General features: G+C 42.5%; 15 protein-coding genes. 10 read left to right on the top strand and 5 right to left on the bottom strand.

What is annotated here, in order from left to right; genetic code table 11:
* Positions 1-34: 34 nt before the first annotated feature.
* The gene (locus tag FD725_RS15390) at positions 35-856 is read right to left on the bottom strand and encodes an Rpn family recombination-promoting nuclease/putative transposase (protein WP_179048928.1); all 822 of its coding nucleotides are present in this window, start codon (positions 854-856) and stop codon (positions 35-37) included.
* Between the two features lie 200 nt (positions 857-1,056).
* A complete protein-coding gene (locus FD725_RS15385; RefSeq protein WP_179048927.1) occupies positions 1,057-2,736 on the bottom strand; it encodes a transglutaminase domain-containing protein in 1,680 nt (559 codons plus the stop codon).
* 461 nt (positions 2,737-3,197) lie between these two features.
* On the opposite strand from FD725_RS15385, the gene FD725_RS15380 reads away from it, so the two are divergent.
* The 3 genes from FD725_RS15380 to FD725_RS15370 all read left to right on the top strand — a co-directional run bounded on the left by FD725_RS15380 (position 3,198) and on the right by FD725_RS15370 (position 7,966).
* Positions 3,198-6,059: a cation-translocating P-type ATPase gene (locus tag FD725_RS15380; RefSeq protein WP_179048926.1), complete on the top strand. Its 2,862-nt coding sequence runs from the start codon at positions 3,198-3,200 to the stop codon at positions 6,057-6,059.
* Positions 6,060-6,344: 285 nt separating this feature from the next.
* Positions 6,345-7,526, top strand: a complete 1,182-nt coding sequence (gene recF / locus FD725_RS15375; RefSeq protein WP_179048925.1) for a DNA replication/repair protein RecF — start codon at positions 6,345-6,347, stop codon at positions 7,524-7,526.
* A gap of 26 nt (positions 7,527-7,552) precedes the next feature.
* The gene (locus FD725_RS15370) at positions 7,553-7,966 is read left to right on the top strand and encodes a hypothetical protein (protein WP_179048924.1); all 414 of its coding nucleotides are present in this window, start codon (positions 7,553-7,555) and stop codon (positions 7,964-7,966) included.
* A 400-nt stretch (positions 7,967-8,366) separates the two neighbouring features.
* On the opposite strand, the gene FD725_RS15365 is transcribed toward FD725_RS15370, so the two are convergent.
* Positions 8,367-8,816 carry an MgtC/SapB family protein gene (locus FD725_RS15365; RefSeq protein WP_179048923.1) on the bottom strand — a complete coding sequence of 150 codons (450 nt, stop codon included), beginning with the start codon at positions 8,814-8,816 and terminating at the stop codon, positions 8,367-8,369.
* A gap of 356 nt (positions 8,817-9,172) precedes the next feature.
* Here FD725_RS15365 and FD725_RS15360 point away from each other — a divergent pair, with 356 nt between their 5' ends.
* The 5 genes from FD725_RS15360 (at position 9,173) to FD725_RS15340 (ending at position 14,561) form a co-directional block, all read left to right on the top strand.
* Positions 9,173-11,470: a putative PEP-binding protein gene (locus tag FD725_RS15360; protein WP_179048922.1), complete on the top strand. Its 2,298-nt coding sequence runs from the start codon at positions 9,173-9,175 to the stop codon at positions 11,468-11,470.
* Between the two features lie 73 nt (positions 11,471-11,543).
* A complete protein-coding gene (locus FD725_RS15355; protein ID WP_179048921.1) occupies positions 11,544-12,284 on the top strand; it encodes an ATP-binding cassette domain-containing protein in 741 nt (246 codons plus the stop codon).
* The gene (locus FD725_RS15350) at positions 12,281-12,913 is read left to right on the top strand and encodes an ABC transporter permease (RefSeq protein WP_179048920.1); all 633 of its coding nucleotides are present in this window, start codon (positions 12,281-12,283) and stop codon (positions 12,911-12,913) included. Before FD725_RS15355 ends, FD725_RS15350 begins: the two co-directional genes overlap by 4 nt.
* Positions 12,910-13,818, top strand: coding sequence for a glycine betaine ABC transporter substrate-binding protein (locus FD725_RS15345; protein ID WP_179048919.1), 909 nt, complete (start codon positions 12,910-12,912; stop codon positions 13,816-13,818). Before FD725_RS15350 ends, FD725_RS15345 begins: the two co-directional genes overlap by 4 nt.
* A gap of 20 nt (positions 13,819-13,838) precedes the next feature.
* Entirely contained in the window at positions 13,839-14,561 is a 723-nt protein-coding gene (locus tag FD725_RS15340) for a phytochelatin synthase family protein (protein WP_179048918.1), read from the top strand.
* 422 nt (positions 14,562-14,983) lie between these two features.
* Here the strand turns inward: FD725_RS15340 and FD725_RS15335 are convergent, their stop codons facing one another.
* Positions 14,984-15,769 (bottom strand): TMF family protein, encoded by a 786-nt coding sequence (locus FD725_RS15335; RefSeq protein ID WP_179048917.1) that lies wholly within the window; start codon positions 15,767-15,769, stop codon positions 14,984-14,986.
* Between the two features lie 776 nt (positions 15,770-16,545).
* Here FD725_RS15335 and uvrA point away from each other — a divergent pair.
* Together uvrA and FD725_RS15325 are read left to right on the top strand one after the other, a co-directional pair.
* A complete protein-coding gene (gene uvrA, locus FD725_RS15330; protein WP_179048916.1) occupies positions 16,546-19,428 on the top strand; it encodes an excinuclease ABC subunit UvrA in 2,883 nt (960 codons plus the stop codon).
* A gap of 206 nt (positions 19,429-19,634) precedes the next feature.
* Positions 19,635-20,192: a hypothetical protein gene (locus tag FD725_RS15325; protein WP_179048915.1), complete on the top strand. Its 558-nt coding sequence runs from the start codon at positions 19,635-19,637 to the stop codon at positions 20,190-20,192.
* A gap of 203 nt (positions 20,193-20,395) precedes the next feature.
* Here the strand turns inward: FD725_RS15325 and FD725_RS15320 are convergent, their stop codons facing one another.
* Positions 20,396-22,288, bottom strand: coding sequence for a transketolase (locus tag FD725_RS15320; protein WP_179048914.1), 1,893 nt, complete (start codon positions 22,286-22,288; stop codon positions 20,396-20,398).
* Positions 22,289-22,508: the final 220 nt, after the last annotated feature.

Here is a 22,508-nt window from a genome sequence, read left to right as displayed (position 1 = left end):
TTGCTGATACCTTGAGCTATTGATTTAGAGGTGTTTACTGTGCGACTTGTTGGACTTGTGCAACATCTAAGTCTAAAGCTTGTGCTATCTGTTCCACAGTTAAACCCAGTCCTAACAGTTTAGGTATAGCTTCTAACTTGGCTTTTTGTTTACCTTCTAGTTCACCTTCGAGTTTGCCTTCGAGTTTACCTTCTAGTTTGCCTTCTTCTCTGGCTTCTTGATAAACCCGTGTTTGCTTCAACTCACTTAATCCAAACATCGCTTCTATCTCCTGACGGCTCATTTGGGGAAATTTATAAACTAAGATTGTCTCTATTAATTCTAGTAATTGTTGTTGTGGTAGTTGCAAATTTTCTGCTTGCTGGGTGCGGTTGATTAGTTCCCTGGCGGTGCTAACGGCTGTATCTTCCGCTTCTATGACTAATTTTATCGTAGCTATGCCGATGGGTAGTGATGTAATAGACCCTAGTTCATCTAGGTAAATTATTTTGATACGTTGACTCTGGAAGAATTCTAAAAAATTTTCTTTCTCTGCTGTATCTATATCTCGGCTCGGATAAATCACTACTCCTCGCCAAGGATTTGGGCGTTTGTTTTGGCGTAAGTATAAATAAATTTCGGAAACTAGGCGTAAGTAAATGTCTACATCTGATTGAAATTGCACTTCTACGAAATAAATCGGGCTTTTTTCGTCTTGGGTGGGGAGAAATACGCCGTCAATTCTCAAAGCTGTTTGTTTAATTTCTACGGAAGCAAATTGATAGATGTTGGCTATTTCCGGAGGGTTGCCAATTAGCTCAAAGAAAATGCTGGGGAATTCTTGAAATAGGCGATAGAAGAGGCTGTCTGTTTTCACTCTTTCAGGCTTAATATTAAACTAATTTACTAATACTATTAGTATTGCAGAGAAAGCCCATACTATTCCTGAGCAAATCAACAATGGCGATCGCTGCTAATAATGCTAATAAACATAACTCATAAATAATCGTTGTTGTTGTGTCAGATTATTTATGAGTTACGGATAACTGACAGCGTGAGGCTACTGGCGGGAATAGCTCAAAAATCAGATAACTCTTGCAAAATCGTAAACCGAATATGGTTAATAGCCAAATCACCTATGGGGATATCGTCTTTAGTTAATCTGACACCTTGACTACTCAAAGTCTCAAAAGGAATACCCTTGCCAATTTCAATGTGATACCAGCATAAACCCATAAAAAAGCGCGTGGGGTAAGGGCCATAATTGCCTAAATCATCGGGGTTAGATTCCATTGGCAACCAACCAAAACCTGGTATGTAAAATTCTAACCATACGTGATTAAAATCTGGTTGCAGGGGAACACCTTGCTGTTCGCCGTGGGCAGGGCATTTGTATCTACCAACAGTCCGGCAAGGGATGCCATTTAAACGGCATAAAGCTAGCAACACACCCACATACTCACCACAAGAACCCACACCCCGTTCTAAAACTATATCTGGTGTATCAATGTACGGCTTGATACCATAAGATAATTCATCGTAAACATAATTGCGGATACTGTACATTTTCCGCAACACATTAGTTTCTGAACCAATAGCTTCATCAGCTGCACGGCGAACGATGGGGGTATCCATTGCTAAATCATCGTCATCCACCAAATAACGGGTTTGAAATTCTGGGGATAATTCGGGAATATTTTCGACATCTTTGGGTGTGATGCGATACTTAATGCCTCGGACTTCCAACAATGCCTTCCAGCCAAAGATGTGACGTTCGCCAGGGGTGAGAGAGTCAAATCTAAATACAGCGACACGTTGCCCATCAATTACTTCTTCAGTAAAAGGTATACCAATGGGTGCAATTTGTTTGATTTTTTGCCGTTCAGTTTCTGAAGGCAAAGCAATACGCCATTCTACCTCTGGTAAATATACCTCCTCTAAAGGTGAAATTTCCTCAGCATAGGACATTTCTATCAGGTAGCCATTGGAGAGAGCATAGTGTTGATCTGGCTCGTGATGATAATACAGGGGATGAATAAAAGTGCGATCGCGGTATGTTAATTCATGATTGGGGTCAGCGTTGGGATTATCCCGAATATAGGGTTCCTCTGAGGCATAAGCGACAAAAAGACTTTCTTTACCGGTCTGATTATCTAAATGTACTGCTATGCCTGTAGGCGCTTCAAATGGGGTCAACAGACTAAATCTGACTTCCCCAGTGGCCCTATCCATAGAGTAGACTGTTTGTTCAGTGCGATCGCAAACCCAAAGGGTATCCCGATTCACAGCCAAATTTTCTACCCCAACACCAGGGGCATAAAATCTGGTAATTTCTTTCCGGGTATCCCGGTCAAAAATCACAATGTAGCCTAGCCTTTGGCAACTGACATAAACTGTTGATTCCCAAACGGCTACTCCGTCGGCACTATAAGGTAACGTCACAAAATGTTCCAAACCTAAAGATGACAGCTTGGATAAATAAACACTGTTACCGCGAGTTACCCAGAGTGTATCTTCCCAAACTGCTAAACCAGTGACTTCGGTAAATTCTCGAACTTGGTGGGGATTGAGAATCTTGCTATTATCAGTTTCCGGGTCAATTTCTAGTAAATGTCCCTTTAGAGAGTCAATGGCGATGAGTCTATCTTGGATGAAAGCAATGCCGCATAAAGTAGCAGCAGTCAACGGTCGAATTGTTTTTGGCCCTGACATTTGGCTAGCGGTCAAACTTGTGGGTGCAAAACTTATATTAAGCATATTATTTGCCGATTTAGCACGCCGAAAATTAATTGTGGCATGATAGCCATCACCTAAATTGAAAATGGACGTTCATCACTATTATCAGTACAATGTCTTACAAAAAACTCTTACCTAAGAGATAATACATATGTGCCAAAAAGCAGGGTGTTGGGTATGGGGTGTTAGGTCTTGGTTAATTAGTCCTTTCTGGAAACCGCCACCAATGGTTTACCAATCTCCGCTTTGTTGAGAGCTTGTCACCCTATTATTTATAGGGTAGGGTATAAAAAATTACAATTTTTCCGGCTCTCCACACCTGACACCTTGGTTTTAATCACCAGAAAAAATTAGTACTGGCCGACAACCATATCTAATACTTATACAGCTTGGCAATAGTTGTAATGTAACTTTAGTAGATGGTTTTCCGTCCATCACTAAATTATGATCGAATTCTGTAATCATTTCCTGTAACTTACACAATGTCTGCTAACTCTCTACCTGAAAATGCCGCAATTTGGCATAGTTTGGAAGTTGATAAAGCACTAGGACTGCTCAATAGCAATGCAGACAGTGGCTTAACAACCGAAGAAGTCGAACAACGGTTGCAAAAATACGGTCCCAACGAACTAGAGGAAAATGGCGGCCGTAGTGCTTGGGAGATTTTGCTCGATCAGTTCAAGAACATTATGTTATTGATGCTGATTGCGGTGGCTTTTATTTCTGGATTTTTAGATTTTGTAGCTTGGCAAGCAGGCCAACTCAAGCCTGGAGAAATACCTTTTAAAGATACGATCGCTATCTTAGCAATTGTCATCCTCAATGGTATCCTGGGCTATGTCCAAGAAAGTCGCGCCGAACAAGCCCTAGCCGCCCTGAAAAAACTGGCTTCTCCCTTAGTGCGTGTGCTGCGGGATAACAAACTGGTAGATGTGGCAGCAAAAGACATAGTTCCAGGGGATGTCATGCTACTAGAGGCTGGGGTGCAGATATCTGCCGATGGGCGCTTGATTGAACAGTCGAATTTGCAAATCCGCGAGTCAGCCCTCACAGGTGAAGCGGAAGCAGTTAATAAACAAGCAATCTTACAACTACCGGAAGATACATCTTTAGGCGATCGCTTAAATTTAGTTTTTCAAGGTACAGAAGTCGTCCAAGGACGGGGCAAGGTGCTAGTCACAAATACTGGCATGACGACGGAATTGGGGAAAATTGCTGCCATGTTGCAAGCGGTGGAAAGTGAACCCACACCCTTGCAGCAGAGGATGACGCAACTGGGTAATGTCCTCGTCACGGGTTCTCTGATTTTAGTCGCGATCGTTGTCATTGGCGGCGTGATTCAGGCTAGGGGTTTCAGCAACATCCAAGACTTGTTAGAAGTTTCCTTAAGTATGGCTGTGGCTGTAGTACCGGAAGGTTTACCCGCCGTGATCACTGTCACCTTGGCCTTGGGAACTCAGCGCATGGTGCGGCGTAACGCCTTGATTCGCAAACTGCCAGCCGTGGAAACCTTGGGTTCTGTCACCACCATCTGTTCTGACAAAACCGGTACATTGACCCAGAATAAAATGGTCGTGCAATCGGTTTACACGAACTATCAAACTTTCCGCGTCACCGGGGAAGGATACGCCCCTGTAGGTGAGTTTCAGTTAGATAGTCAAAATATCTCTGTAGAAGATTATCCCGAAATCTCCGCTTTACTAGTCGCCTGTGCCGTATGTAACGACTCAGTACTGCAAAAAGAAAAGGGTGAATGGATGATTTTAGGCGACCCCACCGAGGGGGCATTAGTCACCCTGGCAGGGAAAGCGGGTATTGAAAAAGACCAGTGGAGCTACAAGTTACCCCGTGTCAGCGAGTTTCCTTTCTCCTCCGAACGCAAACGCATGAGCGTCATTTCTCAAGTGGAGGAAGTAGCTACAGGTGAACCCTCAATGACAGCTGTTGATCCAGCGATCGCTAACTTCATCAATGGCGAACCTTACGTTATGTTTACTAAAGGTTCCCCAGAGTTAATTTTGGCACGTTGTACAGCTGTGCAATTAGGTTCACACTCAGATTCTATTAACGATGAGCAACGCCAGCAAATTTTGGCAGCCAATGACCAAATGGCAAGTAAAGGTTTACGAGTACTGGGTTTTGCTTATAAACCTTTAAGAGAAGTCCCCCCAGAAGGCTCGGATGAGACATCAGAACAAGAATTAGTTTGGTTGGGCTTGGTGGGAATGCTGGATGCACCACGTCCCGAAGTCCGGGCAGCCGTGCAAGAGTGTCGGGAAGCAGGTATTCGTCCCGTGATGATTACTGGTGATCATCAGCTGACTGCTAGAGCGATCGCCACTGACTTAGGTATTGCTCAGGAAGGTGATAGAGTTCTCACAGGTCAAGAACTGCAACGCATGAGTGACCAAGAACTAGAACAACAAGTAGACCTGGTAAGCATTTATGCACGAGTAGCCCCCGAACACAAACTCCGCATTGTCCAAGCCCTACAACGTCGGGGTAGATTTGTCGCCATGACAGGGGATGGTGTCAACGATGCCCCAGCCCTGAAACAAGCTGATATTGGCATTGCTATGGGTATTACTGGCACAGATGTCAGTAAGGAAGCCAGTGATATGGTGTTACTAGATGACAACTTTGCTACCATTGTTACTGCCACTAAAGAAGGTCGGGTAGTATATACCAATATTCGCCGCTTTATTAAATACATCCTGGGGAGTAACATCGGTGAAGTACTGACAATTGCTGCCGCACCACTATTAGGATTAGGCGGTGTTCCCCTCACCCCCTTACAAATTCTCTGGATGAACTTAGTCACCGATGGTTTACCAGCCCTCGCCTTAGCTGTGGAACCCCCAGAACCAGACGTAATGAAGCGTCCACCCTTCAGCCCTCGTGAAAGCATTTTTGCCAGGGGTTTGGGTTCCTACATGATTCGCATCGGCATTGTCTTTGCCATCATCACCATTATCCTCATGGAATGGGCATACCATCATTCCCATGCGGTGACAGGTGCAGGACTCTCCCCCGACCGATGGAAAACAATGGTATTCACATCTCTATGTATTGCTCAGATGGGTCATGCGATCGCTATTCGTTCCAATAACCAACTTACCATTGAGATGAATCCTGTTTCTAATCCCTATGTACTAGGAGCAGTGGTTGTGACAACGATTTTACAACTCATGCTCGTCTACGTCCCACCCCTGCGCGATTTCTTCGGTACTCACTGGATTACTCCCGAAGAATTGGCAATTTGTATCGGCTTTAGCGCCTTAATGTTTGTCTGGGTGGAATTAGAAAAACTCTTCTTCCGTTTTATGGGTAAAAGGACTGTCTAGCAATTCAAAATTCGTCTTGAAAAGTTTGCCGGGCGGGGGAAACCCCCGAACTTTGCTCAACGGGGGAAACCCCCCGAACTTTGCTCAACGGGGGAAACCCCCCGAACTTTGCTCAACGGGGGAAACCCCCGCACGCAAGTTCTCTCCGCACGCAAGTTCTCTCCGCACGCAAGTTCTCTCCGCACGCAACTTTTCGCAAAATTCAAAATTCAAAATGAGGAATCTCTCTGTGTTGAGTTTTGAATTTGGCGTTTTTAATTCTGCTGCATATCCCCACTCTTTTTTATGTACCTGAAAACTCTCCACCTCCGGCATTTTCGCAACTACCAAGAGCAAAAAGTTGAGTTTACAGCTGCCAAAACAATTTTGGTGGGGAATAATGCTCAAGGTAAGTCTAATTTGTTGGAGGCTGTAGAGTTACTCGCAACATTGCGATCGCACCGCATGGCACGCGATCGTGATTTAGTCCAAGATGAAGCACCCATAGCCCAGATTAACGCCACCCTAGAGCGACAAACCGGTCTGAGTGAACTTAGCTTAACTCTCAGGCGCAATGGCCGCCGCACAGTGGCGCTGAATGGCGAATCCCTGCGCCGACAAATGGATTTTCTCGGTGTGCTAAATGCCGTTCAATTCTCCAGTTTAGATTTAGAACTGGTGCGTGGTAGTCCAGAAGTCCGCCGCAACTGGCTAGATACCCTCTTAATTCAACTTGAGCCAGTTTATGCTCATATTTTGCAACAGTACAACCAAGTATTACGCCAACGCAACGCCTACTTAAAACAAACTCAAAACCCCCCACTCCCCACTCACCCCTCAGCACTCACCCCTCAGCACTCACCCCTCAGCACTCAACACTCACCCCTCGCCCTTTGGGATGCTCAACTAGTAACCACAGGTACAAGAGTCATCAGAAGACGCGATCGCGCTCTCAAAAGACTTGCCCCTTTAGCAGCTGCTTGGCACGCCAGCATCAGTGGTAGTACGGAGATTCTCCAAATCAATTATGCCCCCAATATACCATTAACTCAAAATCATGCCGATGATGTACAGGCAGCCTTTTTCCACAAAATACAGCAACGTGCCGTTCCTGAACTGTACCGTGGTACTACTCTGGTAGGGCCACATCGGGACGAAGTAGAATTAACTATCAATCAAACACCAGCCCGTCAATACGGTTCTCAGGGTCAGCAACGTACACTCGTGCTAGCACTTAAACTAGCAGAGTTACAGTTAATTGAAGAAGTTGTTCAGGAGTCGCCTCTGCTTTTACTCGATGATGTTTTGGCTGAATTAGATCCATCCCGCCAAAATCAACTACTTGATGCTATCCAAGACCGATTTCAAACTTTAATTACTACCACTCATCTCAGTTCTTTTGATTCCCAGTGGTTAAATTCTTCGCAAATTCTCTTTGTTCAGGCAGGAGAAATTAGCAATTCCCAATATCCTACAGGAAGCTACTAAATTAGCTTAAAAATTACTAGTCAGATATGAGAGATACAGACTATATTCTTAATCAAAGTGAAATAGTATCACTTGCTAAATCATTACGAAAAATCGAGCAAAATTTACTCAAACAAAATCAAGCTGAGGGTAACAGCAGAATTTGGTTTCAAGGTGAGGAACCATATTTTGATATTTTCTTTGAATTTGATTGTGAAGAAATATCGTGGTTTCAATTTACTTTCCGAGGTAAATCATTATCTTGGGAAAGAAAAAGACCAGAACTCCAAACGGGAACTACTAATGAATTAAGTATGGATGATGCTAGTTTTTATGCAGCTAGTAAAACAATCGAAAATGACAGCAAAATTGATGCGGAATTTATCTCGTTAGTCAAATCAATCATCCAAATTAAATCTGACGAACCAGCTTTTGATAAAGCATTACAATTATTTAATTAGTCATAAGTATTTCCTTTTTTGTAGGTTGGTTAGAACGTAGTGGAACCCAACAAATGATATCGGGAAAATGAACAATCTAAGAGGGTGTTTGAAAAGTTTCAGTAGGTATAAAAATGTCATTCTTCCTTACGCTCCGCGTCAGGAAGAATCTAGGTTTTGTGGCACATACCGAGATGTTTCATTCCGCTACGCTGCATTCAACATGACAAAGAAACAGACTTTTCAAACGTCCTCTAATGATGTCGCTACGATGAATATTACTTCCTGTTGGGTTACGGCGCAATATAAATTACTAATTGTGTAGCAGATACCAAAGCTTGTGCGCCTCCACCTAACCTACGGATATTTGCTATGCCACCCTCTTTTATGGTTTATTGGTTGAGTGGGTAAGTCCTATATATTATTCTAATCTTTTGAAAAAGTTGAGAATGGCAAAGGTCAGGATGGAGCCAGTTAAGCTCAATTGCCATAAACCACAGCCAGCCGCAATTCCTAAACCAGCCGAAACCCAAATGGCTGCGGCTGAAGTCAGTCCATGAATTTCTGGGCGTTTTGATACTTGAGAAGATTCGCGGACAATTTCGCCAGCACCCAGAAACCCTACACCTGCAGCAATTCCTTGAATTACTCGGCTAATCACTTCCGGATCTGATTGTGGATTGGTTATTTGCAGAGGTATAACAGTAAATATGGCTGAACCGAAACTGACCAGCATATGAGTTCTTAAGCCTGCTGGTTTACGCTGTAGTTGGCGTTCTATGCCGATGATTGCTCCAATTAGCAAAGCCAGACAAAGCCGTAACAGAATGTTCAAAAAATCATTGGGAGCAATATAATAAGTGTTTGACAAAATGAATATATAGACGCAGAGCTAAGTATATTTTATGTTATTTTCTTATTATATGTGATTTAATCAAAGATTATTCATAAGTTTATTGGTACTGCATAAAGTGGTGAGATATCCAAAAGAGGTATCCTCATGATTAATGGCAGAAATAATGATATTACAAGCTTTTTAAGTTTTGTAGTTCTGGCAACTTTCTCGAAACATTTTTAAGTCTGTGCAGTATTACTAGGATGGCACAATTATTCAGCTTACATATAAAATACTTTGCTTGGCGAACAGGTAGTAGATAGTATCTGAGAAGATTTCAGGGATTTGATAGCTTTAGCAGTAAACTGACAACTGACAACTAAAAAAATTGAGTGGACAAAATCTACTGGCTTGACCAAATTAAATTGCAAGACCGCGCCAAAGTAGGTGACAAAGCGTTCTATTTAAGCAAAATCAAACAGCGTGGCTACCCAGTTGTGCCTGGTTTTGTTGTTCCAGAAGAGGTTTTGCGGTTATTCTTAGAAACTCTCAACAGTTCCGAGTCATTAGTCGCTAACTTACCGAATTCTTCTTTACACTTGGATGTAGCCAATTGGCGACAACTCCAGCAGGTAGCTGGTCGTTTGCGTCAGGAAATTGTGAATGCAAATGTCCCATCTGAGTTTGTCAATGCAGTTTTCATGGCGGCTAGGGAATGGTCTACTGATTACTTAATTTTGCGCCCGACTCTAGCAGTAGCGACCGTAACTCAAAAGATGGGGAATACGACGGGATTGTTGGATGCAACTTTTTGTCATTGTGATGAAGCTGCGATCGCCTCTGCTCTTAAGCATACCTGGAGTCAACTATTTCGTGCCAGAAGTTTAGTCTTTTGGCAGCGTATGGGGGTGAACTTACAAAAAGTCAATTTGGCAATTTTAGTCCAGCCAGTCCAAAATGCGATCGCTAGCGGTTCATTAGTAGCCAACTCCGAAGGCTGGAAAATCTCGGCTACTTGGGGATTGGGGATGGCTTTGGCTCAAGGCGAAGTCGTACCGGATACGTACCAGATTCAACAAGAAACTGGTATTGTCTTAGAACGGCATCTGGGTAATAAAATGCTGGCTTATCGCCTGGGTAGTGATTTTGCTCTAGACTCTGCACTGGTGGGTGACACTTGTGTTGGTGCATATGTACTAGAGGAAACTCAGCAACAAGATTATGCTTTACCAGAAGAATATCTATCACAAATCATTACTTTAGGACATCAATTAGGCGGTGAATTGGGGAAAAACTTTGCTATTGAGTGGACGATAGCTGAGGCTAACTCTATCCCCCGTCTTTACATTACCCAAGTTAGTCATCCCCAATCTGTGATTCCCAATTTACAGTTTATCAAAGGTGTGGGTGCAGCTAGAGGACGGGTGAGTGCAAATGCTCAAGTGGTGATTAATTCACCATCAAAAACAGAACCATTGCCCAAGGGAGTAATTTTAGTCGTACCCAAAATTACTCCAGATTGGCTACCCCGACTACAACAAGTTGTGGGAATTGTCACAGAACAGGGGGGAATGACGAGTCACGCCGCCATTCTCGCTAGAGAATTGGGTATTCCTGCCGTAGTGAGTGCCACAGATGCCACATTATTAATTCAAAATGGAGAACGATTGCTGATAGATGGCGATCGCGGTGAAGTTTATCGTATTAAAGTAGACGAAGCATTAACCATAGAACATCAACCCAGCAAGATTGCATCATCATTCCATCCTTTAGTGAATAGGCAAACACCAATGATTGCTACTCAATTGCTGGTAAATTTGAGCCAATCCAGCTTGATTGAGCAAGTACAGAACTTGCCTGTCGATGGTGTAGGATTATTGCGCTCAGAATTGATGCTATTACCTTTACTGCAAGGACAGCATCCTCACTTGTGGCTATTGAATGGCAGACAATCGGAATTATTAGAGCAATGGTCTGAGCAGATTATCCAGTTTGCCCGTGCTTTTGCCCCACGCCCAGTTTTCTATCGTTCCTTGGATTGGCGATCGCCGGAATTATCCTCAGATCACATCCAATCTTCATCTCAGTCAATTTTAGGCGATCGCGGTACATTTAGTTATGTGCGTAATTCTGCGGTGTTTGATGTAGAATTAGCAGCCATAGCCAATGCCCAAAAAGCCGGCTATGACAATATAAATCTCCTATTGCCCTTTGTTCGCAGTGTCGCAGAATTTACTTTCTGTCGGCAGAAGGTCGAACAAATTGGCCTCAACCGAGTGCCAAAGTTCCAACTGTGGATCATGGCGGAAGTGCCGAGTGTGTTGTTTTTGCTACCAGAATATGTCAAAGCGGGTGTAGCGGGAATATCGATTGGAACTAACGACTTGACACAATTGCTACTGGGTGTAGATAGGGAAGAAGGAGACTTGAGCAAAGTTTTAAATGAACGCCATCCGGCTGTGATGGGGGCAATTACTCAACTCATGGAAATGTCTAAAACTGCGGGTATACCTTGTTCTATCTGCGGTCAAGCACCAGTGATTTATCCGGAGATCATTGATCAATTGGTTCAGTCGGGTATCAGCTCAATTTCCGTAGAACCAGAAGCAGTAGAGCGGACATATCAAGCGATCGCTCGTGCTGAACAACGTCTCATTTTAGCAGCAGCCCGTCGTCAAGTATATGGTTAATTTAATCTAAGAATTCAGCACCCAGGAGTCAGAAGTCAGTATCAATCAGGGTAAATCCTATTCCACTAAACCCATGAATATAGAATTCCGTGATGTCACCTTTAGCCGTAACCATCGTTCCCTAGTTTCTCATCTCAATTTTGTCATTCACCAGGGAGAAGCGTTAGTCTTACTCGGACGTAGTGGTAGCGGCAAAACTACAACAATGAAGTTAATTAATCGCCTATTTACACCCACGCAAGGAGAAGTTTTATTTGAGGGAATTTCTACAACTCAATGGGATGAAATTAAGCTGCGGCGGAAAATTGGTTATGTGATTCAAGAGACTGGTTTATTTCCTCATTTCACTGTGGAACGGAATGTGGGTTTAGTCCCTAGTTTAGAAGGGTGGCAAGCTAAACAAATTAAACTACGGGTTTATGAGTTGTTGGATTTAGTAGGGTTAAATCCAGGACAATTTGCTAAACGTTATCCCCACGAACTTTCAGGTGGACAAAGACAAAGAGTGGGTGTGGCTAGGGCTTTAGCGGCAGATCCGCCAGTTTTGTTGATGGATGAGCCTTTCGGCGCACTCGATCCCATCACCCGGTTAGAATTGCAACAAGAGTTTCGGCGGTTGCAACAAGAGTTAGGTAAAACTGTGGTGTTTGTGACTCATGATATTCAAGAAGCATTTGTTTTAGCATCGAGAATTGGTTTAATGTATGGAGGAGAATTGGTAGTATTAGGAACGAAGGATGAGTTTATGAATTCTCAACATCCAGAAAGTCTTGCCTTTATGCAATGTCTGCGTTCATTGCCAGGCAATTTATGAAAAATTTCTTTTTGATTAAGTATGCACCAGAAATTCTCCAGCACACACTAGAACATTTATTTTTGGTAGGTGTAGCTATTGGTGTTGCCATCGTGATTGGTATTCCTTTAGGAATTTTGATCACCCGCCAAACACAATTACGTCAACCAATTTTGGGCATAGCAAATGTGTTGCAAACTATTCCTAGTTTGGCATTATTTGGTTTACTAATTCCTGTACCTGTGATTGGGGGAATTGGGGTTGTCCCGGCGATTGTGGCATTAACTTTGTATTCTTTGTTGCCGATAATTCGGAATACTTATACAGGGATTACAGGGGTAGATCCAGCAATTCGAGAAGCTGGGCGCGGTATGGGAATGACGGATAGAGAATTATTATTGCAAGTAGAAATCCCTTTGGCGATGGGAGTTATTTTAGCAGGGGTGAGAGTGGCAACAGTGATTGCCATTGGTATTGCCACTATTGCGGCTGCTATTGGGGCTGGGGGTTTGGGTGTGTTTATTTTTCGCGGGATTGCGGTAGTCAATAATCAATTAATATTAGCTGGGGCTGTACCGGCGGCAGTAATTGCTTTGTTGGCTGATTTATTCATTGGCTTATTAGAGAAAAGATTGAATGTGAAAACATGAAAAGATTTTTGCTCTTGTGTTTATTAGTTTGTAGTTTGGTGATGGCGATCGCTAGTTGCACAGCCAAGACAACTAGTAGTAATGGTGATGTGATTATCGCTTCTAAAGATTTTACTGAGCAAGATATTTTAGGCGAGTTTTTAGCGCAACAAATTGAAGAGACAACGAATTTAAAAGTAACTCGTCGTCCCCGTTTGGGGGGTTCTTTTGTTTGCCACAGTGCCATTACTGCTGGCAAGATTGATGCTTATATTGAATATACAGGTACAGCTTATACGGGGATTTTGAAGGAGAAAACAATTAACGATCCTCAAGTGCTTTATGAAAAACTCAAACAAGCATATGCGGAAAAATTTCAATTAGAAGTAATGCCTAGTTTGGGTTTTGAAAATACCTTCGCCATTATTGTGCGTGGGGATGATGCCCGGCGTTATAATATTCAGACTCTGACACAAGCAGCCCAATATACGCCCCAATGGCGTGGCGGTTTTGGCTATGAGTTTTTAGAACGAGATGATGGTTTTCCGGGATTAGCTAAGACTTATAATTTACAGTTTGTTAAACCACCGCAAATTATGGACTTGGGTTTAATCTATCGAGCCTTGCTCCAAAAACAAGTGGATATGGTAGCAGGTAATTCCACAGATGGACAAATTGCTCGTTTAGGTTTGGTGGTGCTAAAAGATGATAAACAATATTTTCCTCCCTATGAAGCTACACCAATTGTGAGGCAAGCAACTTTAAAAAAATACCCTGAATTAAAACAAGCGATCGCTCAAATTACTGGCAAGATTTCGGCTGACGAAATGCGCCAACTTAACTATTTAGTGGAAGGTGAATTACAAGATATTAAAGACGTAGTTAAAGAGTTTCGTAAATCTAAAGGTTTAGCATCTGTAAGATAATTTATCATTCCACGGAAACCATGAATAATATTTTTAAAAAATCTATCAAAACGGCAATTCTAGGATTCTTCCTTACTAGTAGTAGCGTTCTAGCTCAAACTCTCCCACTGACATCTAATTTGATTGGATTTAACTCTACAGAGGGAGAAAAATTACTACTCACAAGTCGTTCCAGAGAAGATTTTTTTCCCTTAAGTATGCAATTTGTCACCCAAAATAATCAAGCTTTTTGTGGCGTGGCTAGTATGATCATGGTGCTAAATAGCTTGGGCATTCCTGCACCAGAAACACCACAATATTCTCCTTATCGGGTGTTCACTCAAGACAACTTTTTTAGTAACGACAAAACTAAAGCTGTACTAACTGCTGATGAAGTTTCTCGGCAAGGAATGACTTTAGCAGAATTGGGCAGATTAACCGCTAGTTATGGTGTTAGCACAAAAGTTTATCATGCTGGTGATACCAATTTAGCAACGTTTCGCCAACAAGCAGCAGAGAATTTAAAACAAAAGGGAAATTTTGTCATCATTAATTATTTACGCAAAGAAATCGGGCAAGAAAAAGGCGGTCACATTTCACCGCTAGCCGCATACAATGAGCAGACAGATAGATTCTTAATTATGGATGTTTCCCGTTATAAATATCCACCCGTTTGGGTGAAGACAGCAGACTTATGGCAGGCTATGAATACAGTAGATTCTGTCTCTAGGAAGACTCGCGGTTTTGTATTTGTGAGTAAGTAGGGCTTGCTGAAAAAGTCCTTTCGTGGCAGTAGGGAACAGGTAACAGGTAACAGGTAACAGTTTTTTCCGATTGAGTCCAATTTTTTAGAACCCAAAAAAATTGACCATGCAAAGTTTTTCAGCCTGATAACTCTATGTTCTTGCACTTTTCTTTAACAAAAAAGGGTGAACAGTTTTTTATATAAGAGGATGTTTGAAAAGTGATTGGCTGTGATTTTAAGCACTGGATGATCCCCCCTATCCGCCCTTAAAAATGGGGGAAAACTATTAAAGTCCCCTTTTTAAGGAGAGCCAGTCGCTTGCCGGGGTTTCCCTCGTTGTGCGAACTGGCGTGGATTTAGGGGGATCTAAAAGTATTTGATACATTGCTAGAGACTTTTCAAACAACCTCTTACTCATCAATCAACAACGACGCGCTATCCTCAATTTTCGTCCTCATACCACAAGCTATGTACATTTATTCTTTCTGTCATATTTCCATCTTCTTCAACAAGAAACCCTTGTGGAAATTTACCCCTTTTCCTTAATACTATTCCTCTCTTTCCATCAATATGATTACCTTCCTTGTCTAGGTATGTCTCTAATATGAAATGATATCCATTCCCTCCTATTATTACTTTTTTGGCACTAAGCGTTGTTACATCTAAGTTTTTGAAGTCTATACTATTAAGCTTCGATTCGAGGTTATTAATCTTCGATTCGAGGTCATGATTCTTCGATTCGAGATTATTAATCTTCGCTTCGAGGTTATTAATCTTCGCTTCGAGGTTATTAATCTTATTATCGACATAAGTTGTCACTGCTTTTTGGGTTGGCACGTGAGTATCGCTGTAGCCAAGGTTTTCATTATTGGAAAACTCATTTACTGCCACACCGGATTTCAGCTTGAGATTAGCGTTGACTTCTACGTCGCTATCTAAAATGATTTTCCCACCAGTATTGGACTTAATTTGTAACCCGTTCTCATCCCCGTTAGACTGTATATGTCCGTGAGTTCCATCAGACCAAATCTGTATATTGTCCCAAGTAGCGTTTGAGGTATCTTTATTGTAAGTTCGGATAATCCCTTGAACATCTAGTTTCGCCTCTGGAGAAGTCGTGCCAATGCCTACGTTGCCATTGACACTCAAATTACCAGTAAGGCTCAAACTACCATTCAGTTCGGCTCCAACATTAGTTACGAGGGGTTCATTATTAGAAGTTGTCATAGTTGTTCGTTAGTGATGTAAAGGGTGAACAAACAGTGAACACAAACAGTCTACATTTACATTATCCAGTAACGAAGAAACTTCAGAAATATATACACTTACTTCGATCAAAAGACCAGCCTTTACCATCCAATCTATCTTTAGAGGTAGGGCTAATTCATGTTCCGCAGAGAAAAATCAGACTCTTATTTATGCGTTAGCTAATTAGAGAAAAAATAACCGAGGAACGAAATTATCAAGGTCTTGAATTTTCTCTTGCCACAAAGAATCAGCCCTACCTTTAGAGAGTCTAAGAACTGGCGGACTTGCTCTACATATCTAATAGTCTACCGAAGATGATAAGCTTGTTCATAATAAGGAAATCGGGGTGGTAAGTAGTTGAACACAATTAAATTCTTATGTAGAGATAGGGGACAGGTTACAGGTTACAGGTTACAGGAAATAACTTGTGTAATTAATTCTGTCTGATTACTTATCGTGGCAAAAAAGTACATTGTGGATTTCAAATCGGAGGAGCGATCGCATCTATAATCAGTAACAAAAACAGGTAAACACAAGGCTCTGGAAATTTGAAATTATTACTTGGGAGAAAAATCGTAACCAAGCAAGAGCAAGTGTAAATTGGTGCTGTAAAACTACTGATGTACGTAATAAAATGGGAATAAAGTTTCTCCTTGCTTGCCATAAAACAGTACTATTGTTCTAGTATAAAGACAATAAAGAGATAGTATTATTAAGGACTGTTTCGCGGGAAACTCCCCTTTTAGTCGGTCAATATGTCAGAAAAACAGCTCGTATCCCTGAATGGAAATCTGCCGCACTCCCACAACATCAGTCAGAACACGATTCGGATTCGGGGTGCAAGACAGCATAATCTGAAGAATATTGACTTGGAATTGCCACGCGATCGCCTGATCGTGTTTACTGGTGTGTCAGGTTCAGGTAAGTCTTCCCTGGCGTTCGATACCATCTTCGCTGAGGGACAACGGCGTTATGTCGAATCGCTGAGTGCCTACGCTAGGCAATTTTTAGGACAATTAAATAAACCGGATGTGGAAGCCATTGAAGGCTTAAGTCCAGCCATTTCCATTGATCAAAAATCCACCTCTCATAACCCCCGTTCTACGGTGGGGACGGTGACGGAAATTTACGACTATTTGCGGTTATTGTTTGGTCGAGCTGGTGAACCCCATTGTCCCATATGCGATCGCTGTATTGCACCGCAAACCATTGATGAAATGGTAGACAGGATTATGGAACTACCAGAACGTACCCGCTTCCAAATTCTCGCCCCTGTGGTGCGTGGGAAAAAGGGGACTCACCGCAAGTTATTATCAAGTTTGGCTGCTCAAGGTTTTGTCAGGGTGCGTGTGGATGGTGAAGTCCGTGAACTGTCAGATTCGATTGAATTAGATAAAAATTTTACTCACACTATTGAGGTAGTCATCGACCGACTAGTGAAAAAAGACGGTATCCAAGAGCGTTTGGTCGATTCTCTATCTACGTGCTTAAAACAATCTGGTGGTATAGCTAACATTCTGGTGAGTTTGCCTGATGACAACGCACCAGAAGAAGAATTAGTCTTTTCCGAAAACTTTGCCTGTCCTGAACATGGTGCGGTGATGGAAGAATTATCACCGCGCTTATTTTCCTTTAACTCTCCCTACGGCGCTTGTCCCCATTGTCATGGGATTGGCACTTTAAGAAGATTTGCCCCAGAGTTAGTTGTACCCGATCCTGAAGCACCAGTATACGCGGCGATCGCCCCCTGGTCAGAGAAGGAAAATTCTTATTACTTGGAATTGCTTTATAGTTTGGGACAAACTCACGGATTTGAATTACAAATCAATTGGCATCGGCTAACAGCAGAACAACAGGAAATTATTCTCTATGGTGAGAAAGCAGACAACAGTAAAGGTAATCAAAAAACACCCAACTATAAAGGGGTGATTCCCATTTTACAACGACAATATGAGGGGGGAACGGAATTAGTTAAACAAAAACTAGAGCAGTATTTAATTGATCAACCTTGTGAAGTTTGCCAGGGGAAAAGATTAAAACCAGAAGCCTTGTCTGTGAGGTTGGGACAATTTCAGATTTTAGATTTTACTGGAGTCGCAATTCGAGATTGTCAGCAGAGAATTGAGCAGTTAAAATTGAGCGATCGCCAACTCCAAATTGCTGATTTAGCCCTACGAGAAGTGAAAGCTAGATTACAATTTTTATTAGATGTTGGCTTAGATTATCTCACCCTTGATCGTGCAGCCATGACCCTTTCTGGTGGTGAAGCCCAACGCATTCGTCTAGCCACACAGATTGGTTCTGGTTTAACAGGAGTACTCTACGTTTTAGATGAACCCAGTATAGGTTTACATCAAAGAGATAACGGCAGATTACTCAAAACTTTAACCAAATTACGCGATTTAGGTAATACTTTAATCGTCGTTGAACATGACGAAGAAACCATCCGTACTGCCGATTACATAGTCGATATTGGCCCTGGTGCAGGCATTCATGGCGGTAGTATTATTGCCCAAGGTGATTTAGAAACTTTACTTACAGCCGAAACATCATTAACGGGTGCGTATCTATCAGGAAGACTGGTAATTAATACACCAGCCGAACGTCGAGAAGGGAATGGACGTAGCCTGATCATTAAAAATGCCCATCGCAACAACTTAAGAAATATTGATGTAGAGATTCCTTTAGGTAAACTAGTCGCTGTCACTGGTGTTTCTGGTTCAGGCAAATCTACCTTAATTAATGAACTACTCTACCCATCACTACAACATCATTTAACTAAGAAAGTTCCCTTACCCAAAGATTTAGAAAAAATCCAGGGCTTAAATGCGGTTGATAAAGCGATCGTTATCGACCAGTCTCCCATTGGCCGCACACCCCGTTCTAACCCCGCCACTTACACAGGGGTTTTTGATGTGATTCGGGATGTGTTTTCGCAAACAGTAGAAGCTAAAGCGAGAGGATATAAACCTGGGCAATTTTCTTTTAATGTCAAAGGTGGACGTTGCGAAGCTTGTAGCGGCCAAGGTGTCAATGTCATTGAAATGAACTTTCTTCCAGATGTTTATGTACAGTGTGAAATTTGCAAAGGTGCGCGATATAATCGGGAAACTTTGCAAGTGAAATATAAAGATAAATCTATTTCTGATGTTCTCAGCATGACTGTTGAGGAGAGTTTAGATTTCTTCCAAAACATTCCTAAAGCCTTTACAAGATTACAAACTTTAGTTGATGTGGGTTTAGGTTATATTCAACTAGGACAACCCGCCACAACTCTATCTGGTGGTGAAGCCCAACGAGTAAAATTAGCCACAGAATTATCGCGCCGTGCCACAGGAAAAACACTTTATTTAATCGATGAACCAACCACAGGTTTATCTTTTTATGATGTGCATAAATTGTTAGATGTGTTGCAAAGATTAGTAGATAAAGGTAATTCAATTTTAGTGATTGAACACAACTTAGATGTGATTCGTTGTGCCGACTGGGTAATAGATTTAGGGCCGGAAGGCGGCGATAAAGGGGGAGAAGTAATTGCTGTCGGCACACCGGAGGAAGTAGCAAAAAATGCTCAGTCTTACACTGGACAATATTTGCAGCAAGTTTTACAACAATATCCCGTGCTGAATCAAGTATGAGTAGAGACGTTGCAATGCAACGTCTCCACATAATTTATGTGTATCATGATTAACGTGAAATGGGATCAGATCAATGAGATACTGAAATAAAATACTTACTGCTAATTCATACTCCCAACTCTAGATTTTGCATCAAGCATCAGTCATACCGGAGAGAAGGAAAAATTAGCTGAATATGTACCAGTAACTGACCAAAAATTTTGCCAATGAGAATTTGGGCTGCGACAGTTGTCATCTCTTCTTCTTTGCTGATATCTGGGGTAGTTCATGCCCCGGCTCTAGCCGATAATATGAAAATCCTCTCCCAGTCTCAGCCAAATAACACTCAACAGATTAATGTCAGTAAAGCTGAGTTTGGGGTAGTAAATGTTGATGCTGAGGGAAAATTTACCTTTGCCCCGACAATTAAAGTGCCATTAGAACAGGGTAATAGATACGGTTGGCGGATTCAACTGCAAGACATCAAAGGTGAGGTGACATGGCGAGAAGTTTTACGCTTGCCAAAACCGCCAGAAACTTGGGCTACAGATAACGGTGAAAACTTCACCTTATCACCTGATGGGACGGAAGCTGTCACCAAACGGACACAGGTAGCTAAAGATGGTGTAATTGAAAACTTTTGGACGATCGCCCCCGGTGATCCTCCTGGCAAACACATAATATATGTATATGTTAATGACCGTCTCGTGGGCAATTTTGAGTTTGAACTCGTTCCCAAGGAGAGACAGCAGTCAGAAATTAGTGGAAAAAAGGCGAGAATATAAAGATTTTACCTGGCAATTGGGAAAAATCTTGAGTTGATGGTAGACAGTGTCTGTGTGGTTGAAAATTATTTATTTAACCACAAAGACACTAAGTCATACCATTTCACGTTAATCATGATACACATGAATTATGTAGAGACGTTGCAATGCAACGTCTCCACTGTTTCACATTTAAAGGAAATTGGTATCACAGAGGGAATGCTTTAGGTTTTTGCGCCAATGGGTTGTTTGACTTGGGATTTCACGGCTTCTACAATGGCATCAGCGTCAATTTTCGCCCAATGCAGCAATTCTTCTGGTGTCCCGGAACCAGGCATATCGGAGACGGCTAGCTTGATGATTTGCAGTTGTGAACCGTCGTAGGTGGGCAAATCGCCAATCCCGGCAAAGGCATCTAGGACGGCTGCACCCAATCCCCCTTCAGACCAGTGGTCTTCTACAACGACTAAATTGCCCTCTGTATCGTGAGCTGCTTGGTGTATAGTTTGGACATCAATGGGTTTAACTGAATAGGCATCGATAATTCGGACTGCGATCGCTTCGTTTTTCAGTCGCTCATATGCTTTTAGGGCTTCGTGTAATGTGATACCTGCACCAATCACAGTAGCTTGGTCTTGATCGGAACTACGAATGACTTTACTACCACCAATAGGAAACTCTTCGTCCGCACCGTAAATCACGGGTGTGCTTTCGCGTGTGGTGCGGAGGTAAACAACACCCTGGCGATCGCTCATTTGGGCTACTAGCTGCGCTGTTTGATTGGCATCGCAGGGATACAGAACTGTACTGTGCCACACTGCCCGGAATGCGGCTAAGTCTTCTAGTCCCATCTGTGAGGGGCCATCCTGACCAATGGATACACCAGCATGGGAACCAACTAATTTAATATTGGCACGAGATACAGCCGCCATTCGCACAAAATCGTAGGCGCGAGTCAAGAAGGCAGCGAAGGTGGAAGCAAAGGGTTTGTAATTTCGTACTTGTAAGCCAATAGCCGCCGCTACCATCTGCTGTTCGGCGATGTACATTTCAAAGTAACGTTCTGGATAGGCTTCGGCAAAGTCTTCGGTGTAAGTGGAATTGCTGACTTCGGCATCTAGAACTACAACATCAGGTTGAGCTGTTCCCAAGGCTATGAGGGCATCACCATAGGCGCGACGAGTTGCTACCTTTGTACCCTTCTCATAGGTAGGTAGTTGCAATGGTTGGGGATTGGCTATGATATTTAGCTGTTGTTCTTCAGGTTGACTAACTTGAATCTGGATGTGGCGTTCCCCACCCAATTCAGTGATCGCCTGTTTCTCTGCATCAGGTTTGAGGGCTTTACCATGCCAACCACCCAAATCTTCTAGAGAATTGACACCTTTACCTTTTTTAGTCCGGGCAATAATAACAGTGGGGCGATCGTTGATACTGACAGCAGCGCTAAAGGCTTGATCAATCTCTGTCAAATCGTGACCATCAATTTCCATCGCTTGCCAACCAAAAGCTTTAGCACGATGAGCATAAGCTTGAGTATTCCAACCCAATTCTGTTTGACCCCGTTGACCAAGGCGATTCACGTCAATAATGGCAATTAAATTGTCTAAAGTATAGTGTGCTGCATGATCGAAGGCTTCCCAAATCGAACCTTCCGCAGTTTCGCTATCACCCAGTAGTACCCAGACATTATAAGGTAATTGGTCTAAATATTTGCCAGCTAGAGCTAACCCTACACCAATGGGTAATCCTTGTCCTAATGAGCCTGTAGCCACATCAACCCAAGGTATAACTGGTGTGGGATGACCCTCTAGCCTACTTCCCTTGTGCCTGAGTGAGAGTAATTCCCCATCACTAATCACCCCCGCAGCTTTATACATGGCATAAAGTAACGGTGCTGCGTGTCCTTTGGAGAAAACAAGGCGATCGTTATTGGGATTGTGGGGATGAGTAAAATCGTAGCGGAGATATTTTGTGATTAAAACTGCCATCAAATCGGCAGGAGACATAGAAGAAGTGGGATGACCTGAACCAGCGACAGTTGTGGCGCGAATACTATCTATTCGCAGTTGTTGCGCTAGTTCATGCCATTGGTGTAGTTGCGCTTGGTTAGTCATAATTTATAATCCTGATTGAGAAATATGACAAGTTTTTGCTAATAAAATAATTTTGAAAAAATGCAGATTTTTGATCAGTCAAAATTACGATTTTTGGACTCTTAACTGTTGATAAATAGGATGAAAAATTTGTAATAACCTGTAAGAGGGTGTTGGAAAAGTTTCAGTAGGTATAAAAATGTCATTCTGACTGGAGCGGAGCGTAAGGAAGAATCTAGGT

Source organism: Nostoc sp. TCL26-01, from assembly GCF_013393945.1.
Classification (GTDB): Bacteria; Cyanobacteriota; Cyanobacteriia; order Cyanobacteriales; family Nostocaceae; genus Trichormus.
The sequence above is the reverse complement of the archived record's forward strand: the minus strand, read 5'-3'. Positions and strand labels throughout refer to the sequence as shown.

Bases quoted from the DNA above. Each gene is read 5' to 3' on its own strand.
- FD725_RS15345 (WP_179048919.1), top strand. From the start codon at position 12,910: ATGAAAAGATTTTTGCTCTTGTGTTTATTAGTTTGTAGTTTGGTGATG.
- FD725_RS15350 (WP_179048920.1), top strand. From the start codon at position 12,281: ATGAAAAATTTCTTTTTGATTAAGTATGCACCAGAAATTCTCCAGCAC.
- FD725_RS15320 (WP_179048914.1), bottom strand. From the start codon at position 22,288: ATGACTAACCAAGCGCAACTACACCAATGGCATGAACTAGCGCAACAA.
- FD725_RS15380 (WP_179048926.1), top strand. From the start codon at position 3,198: ATGTCTGCTAACTCTCTACCTGAAAATGCCGCAATTTGGCATAGTTTG.
- FD725_RS15370 (WP_179048924.1), top strand. From the start codon at position 7,553: ATGAGAGATACAGACTATATTCTTAATCAAAGTGAAATAGTATCACTT.
- FD725_RS15355 (WP_179048921.1), top strand. From the start codon at position 11,544: ATGAATATAGAATTCCGTGATGTCACCTTTAGCCGTAACCATCGTTCC.
- recF (WP_179048925.1), top strand. From the start codon at position 6,345: ATGTACCTGAAAACTCTCCACCTCCGGCATTTTCGCAACTACCAAGAG.
- FD725_RS15325 (WP_179048915.1), top strand. From the start codon at position 19,635: ATGAGAATTTGGGCTGCGACAGTTGTCATCTCTTCTTCTTTGCTGATA.
- FD725_RS15340 (WP_179048918.1), top strand. From the start codon at position 13,839: ATGAATAATATTTTTAAAAAATCTATCAAAACGGCAATTCTAGGATTC.
- FD725_RS15335 (WP_179048917.1), bottom strand. From the start codon at position 15,769: ATGACAACTTCTAATAATGAACCCCTCGTAACTAATGTTGGAGCCGAA.
- uvrA (WP_179048916.1), top strand. From the start codon at position 16,546: ATGTCAGAAAAACAGCTCGTATCCCTGAATGGAAATCTGCCGCACTCC.
- FD725_RS15385 (WP_179048927.1), bottom strand. From the start codon at position 2,736: ATGCTTAATATAAGTTTTGCACCCACAAGTTTGACCGCTAGCCAAATG.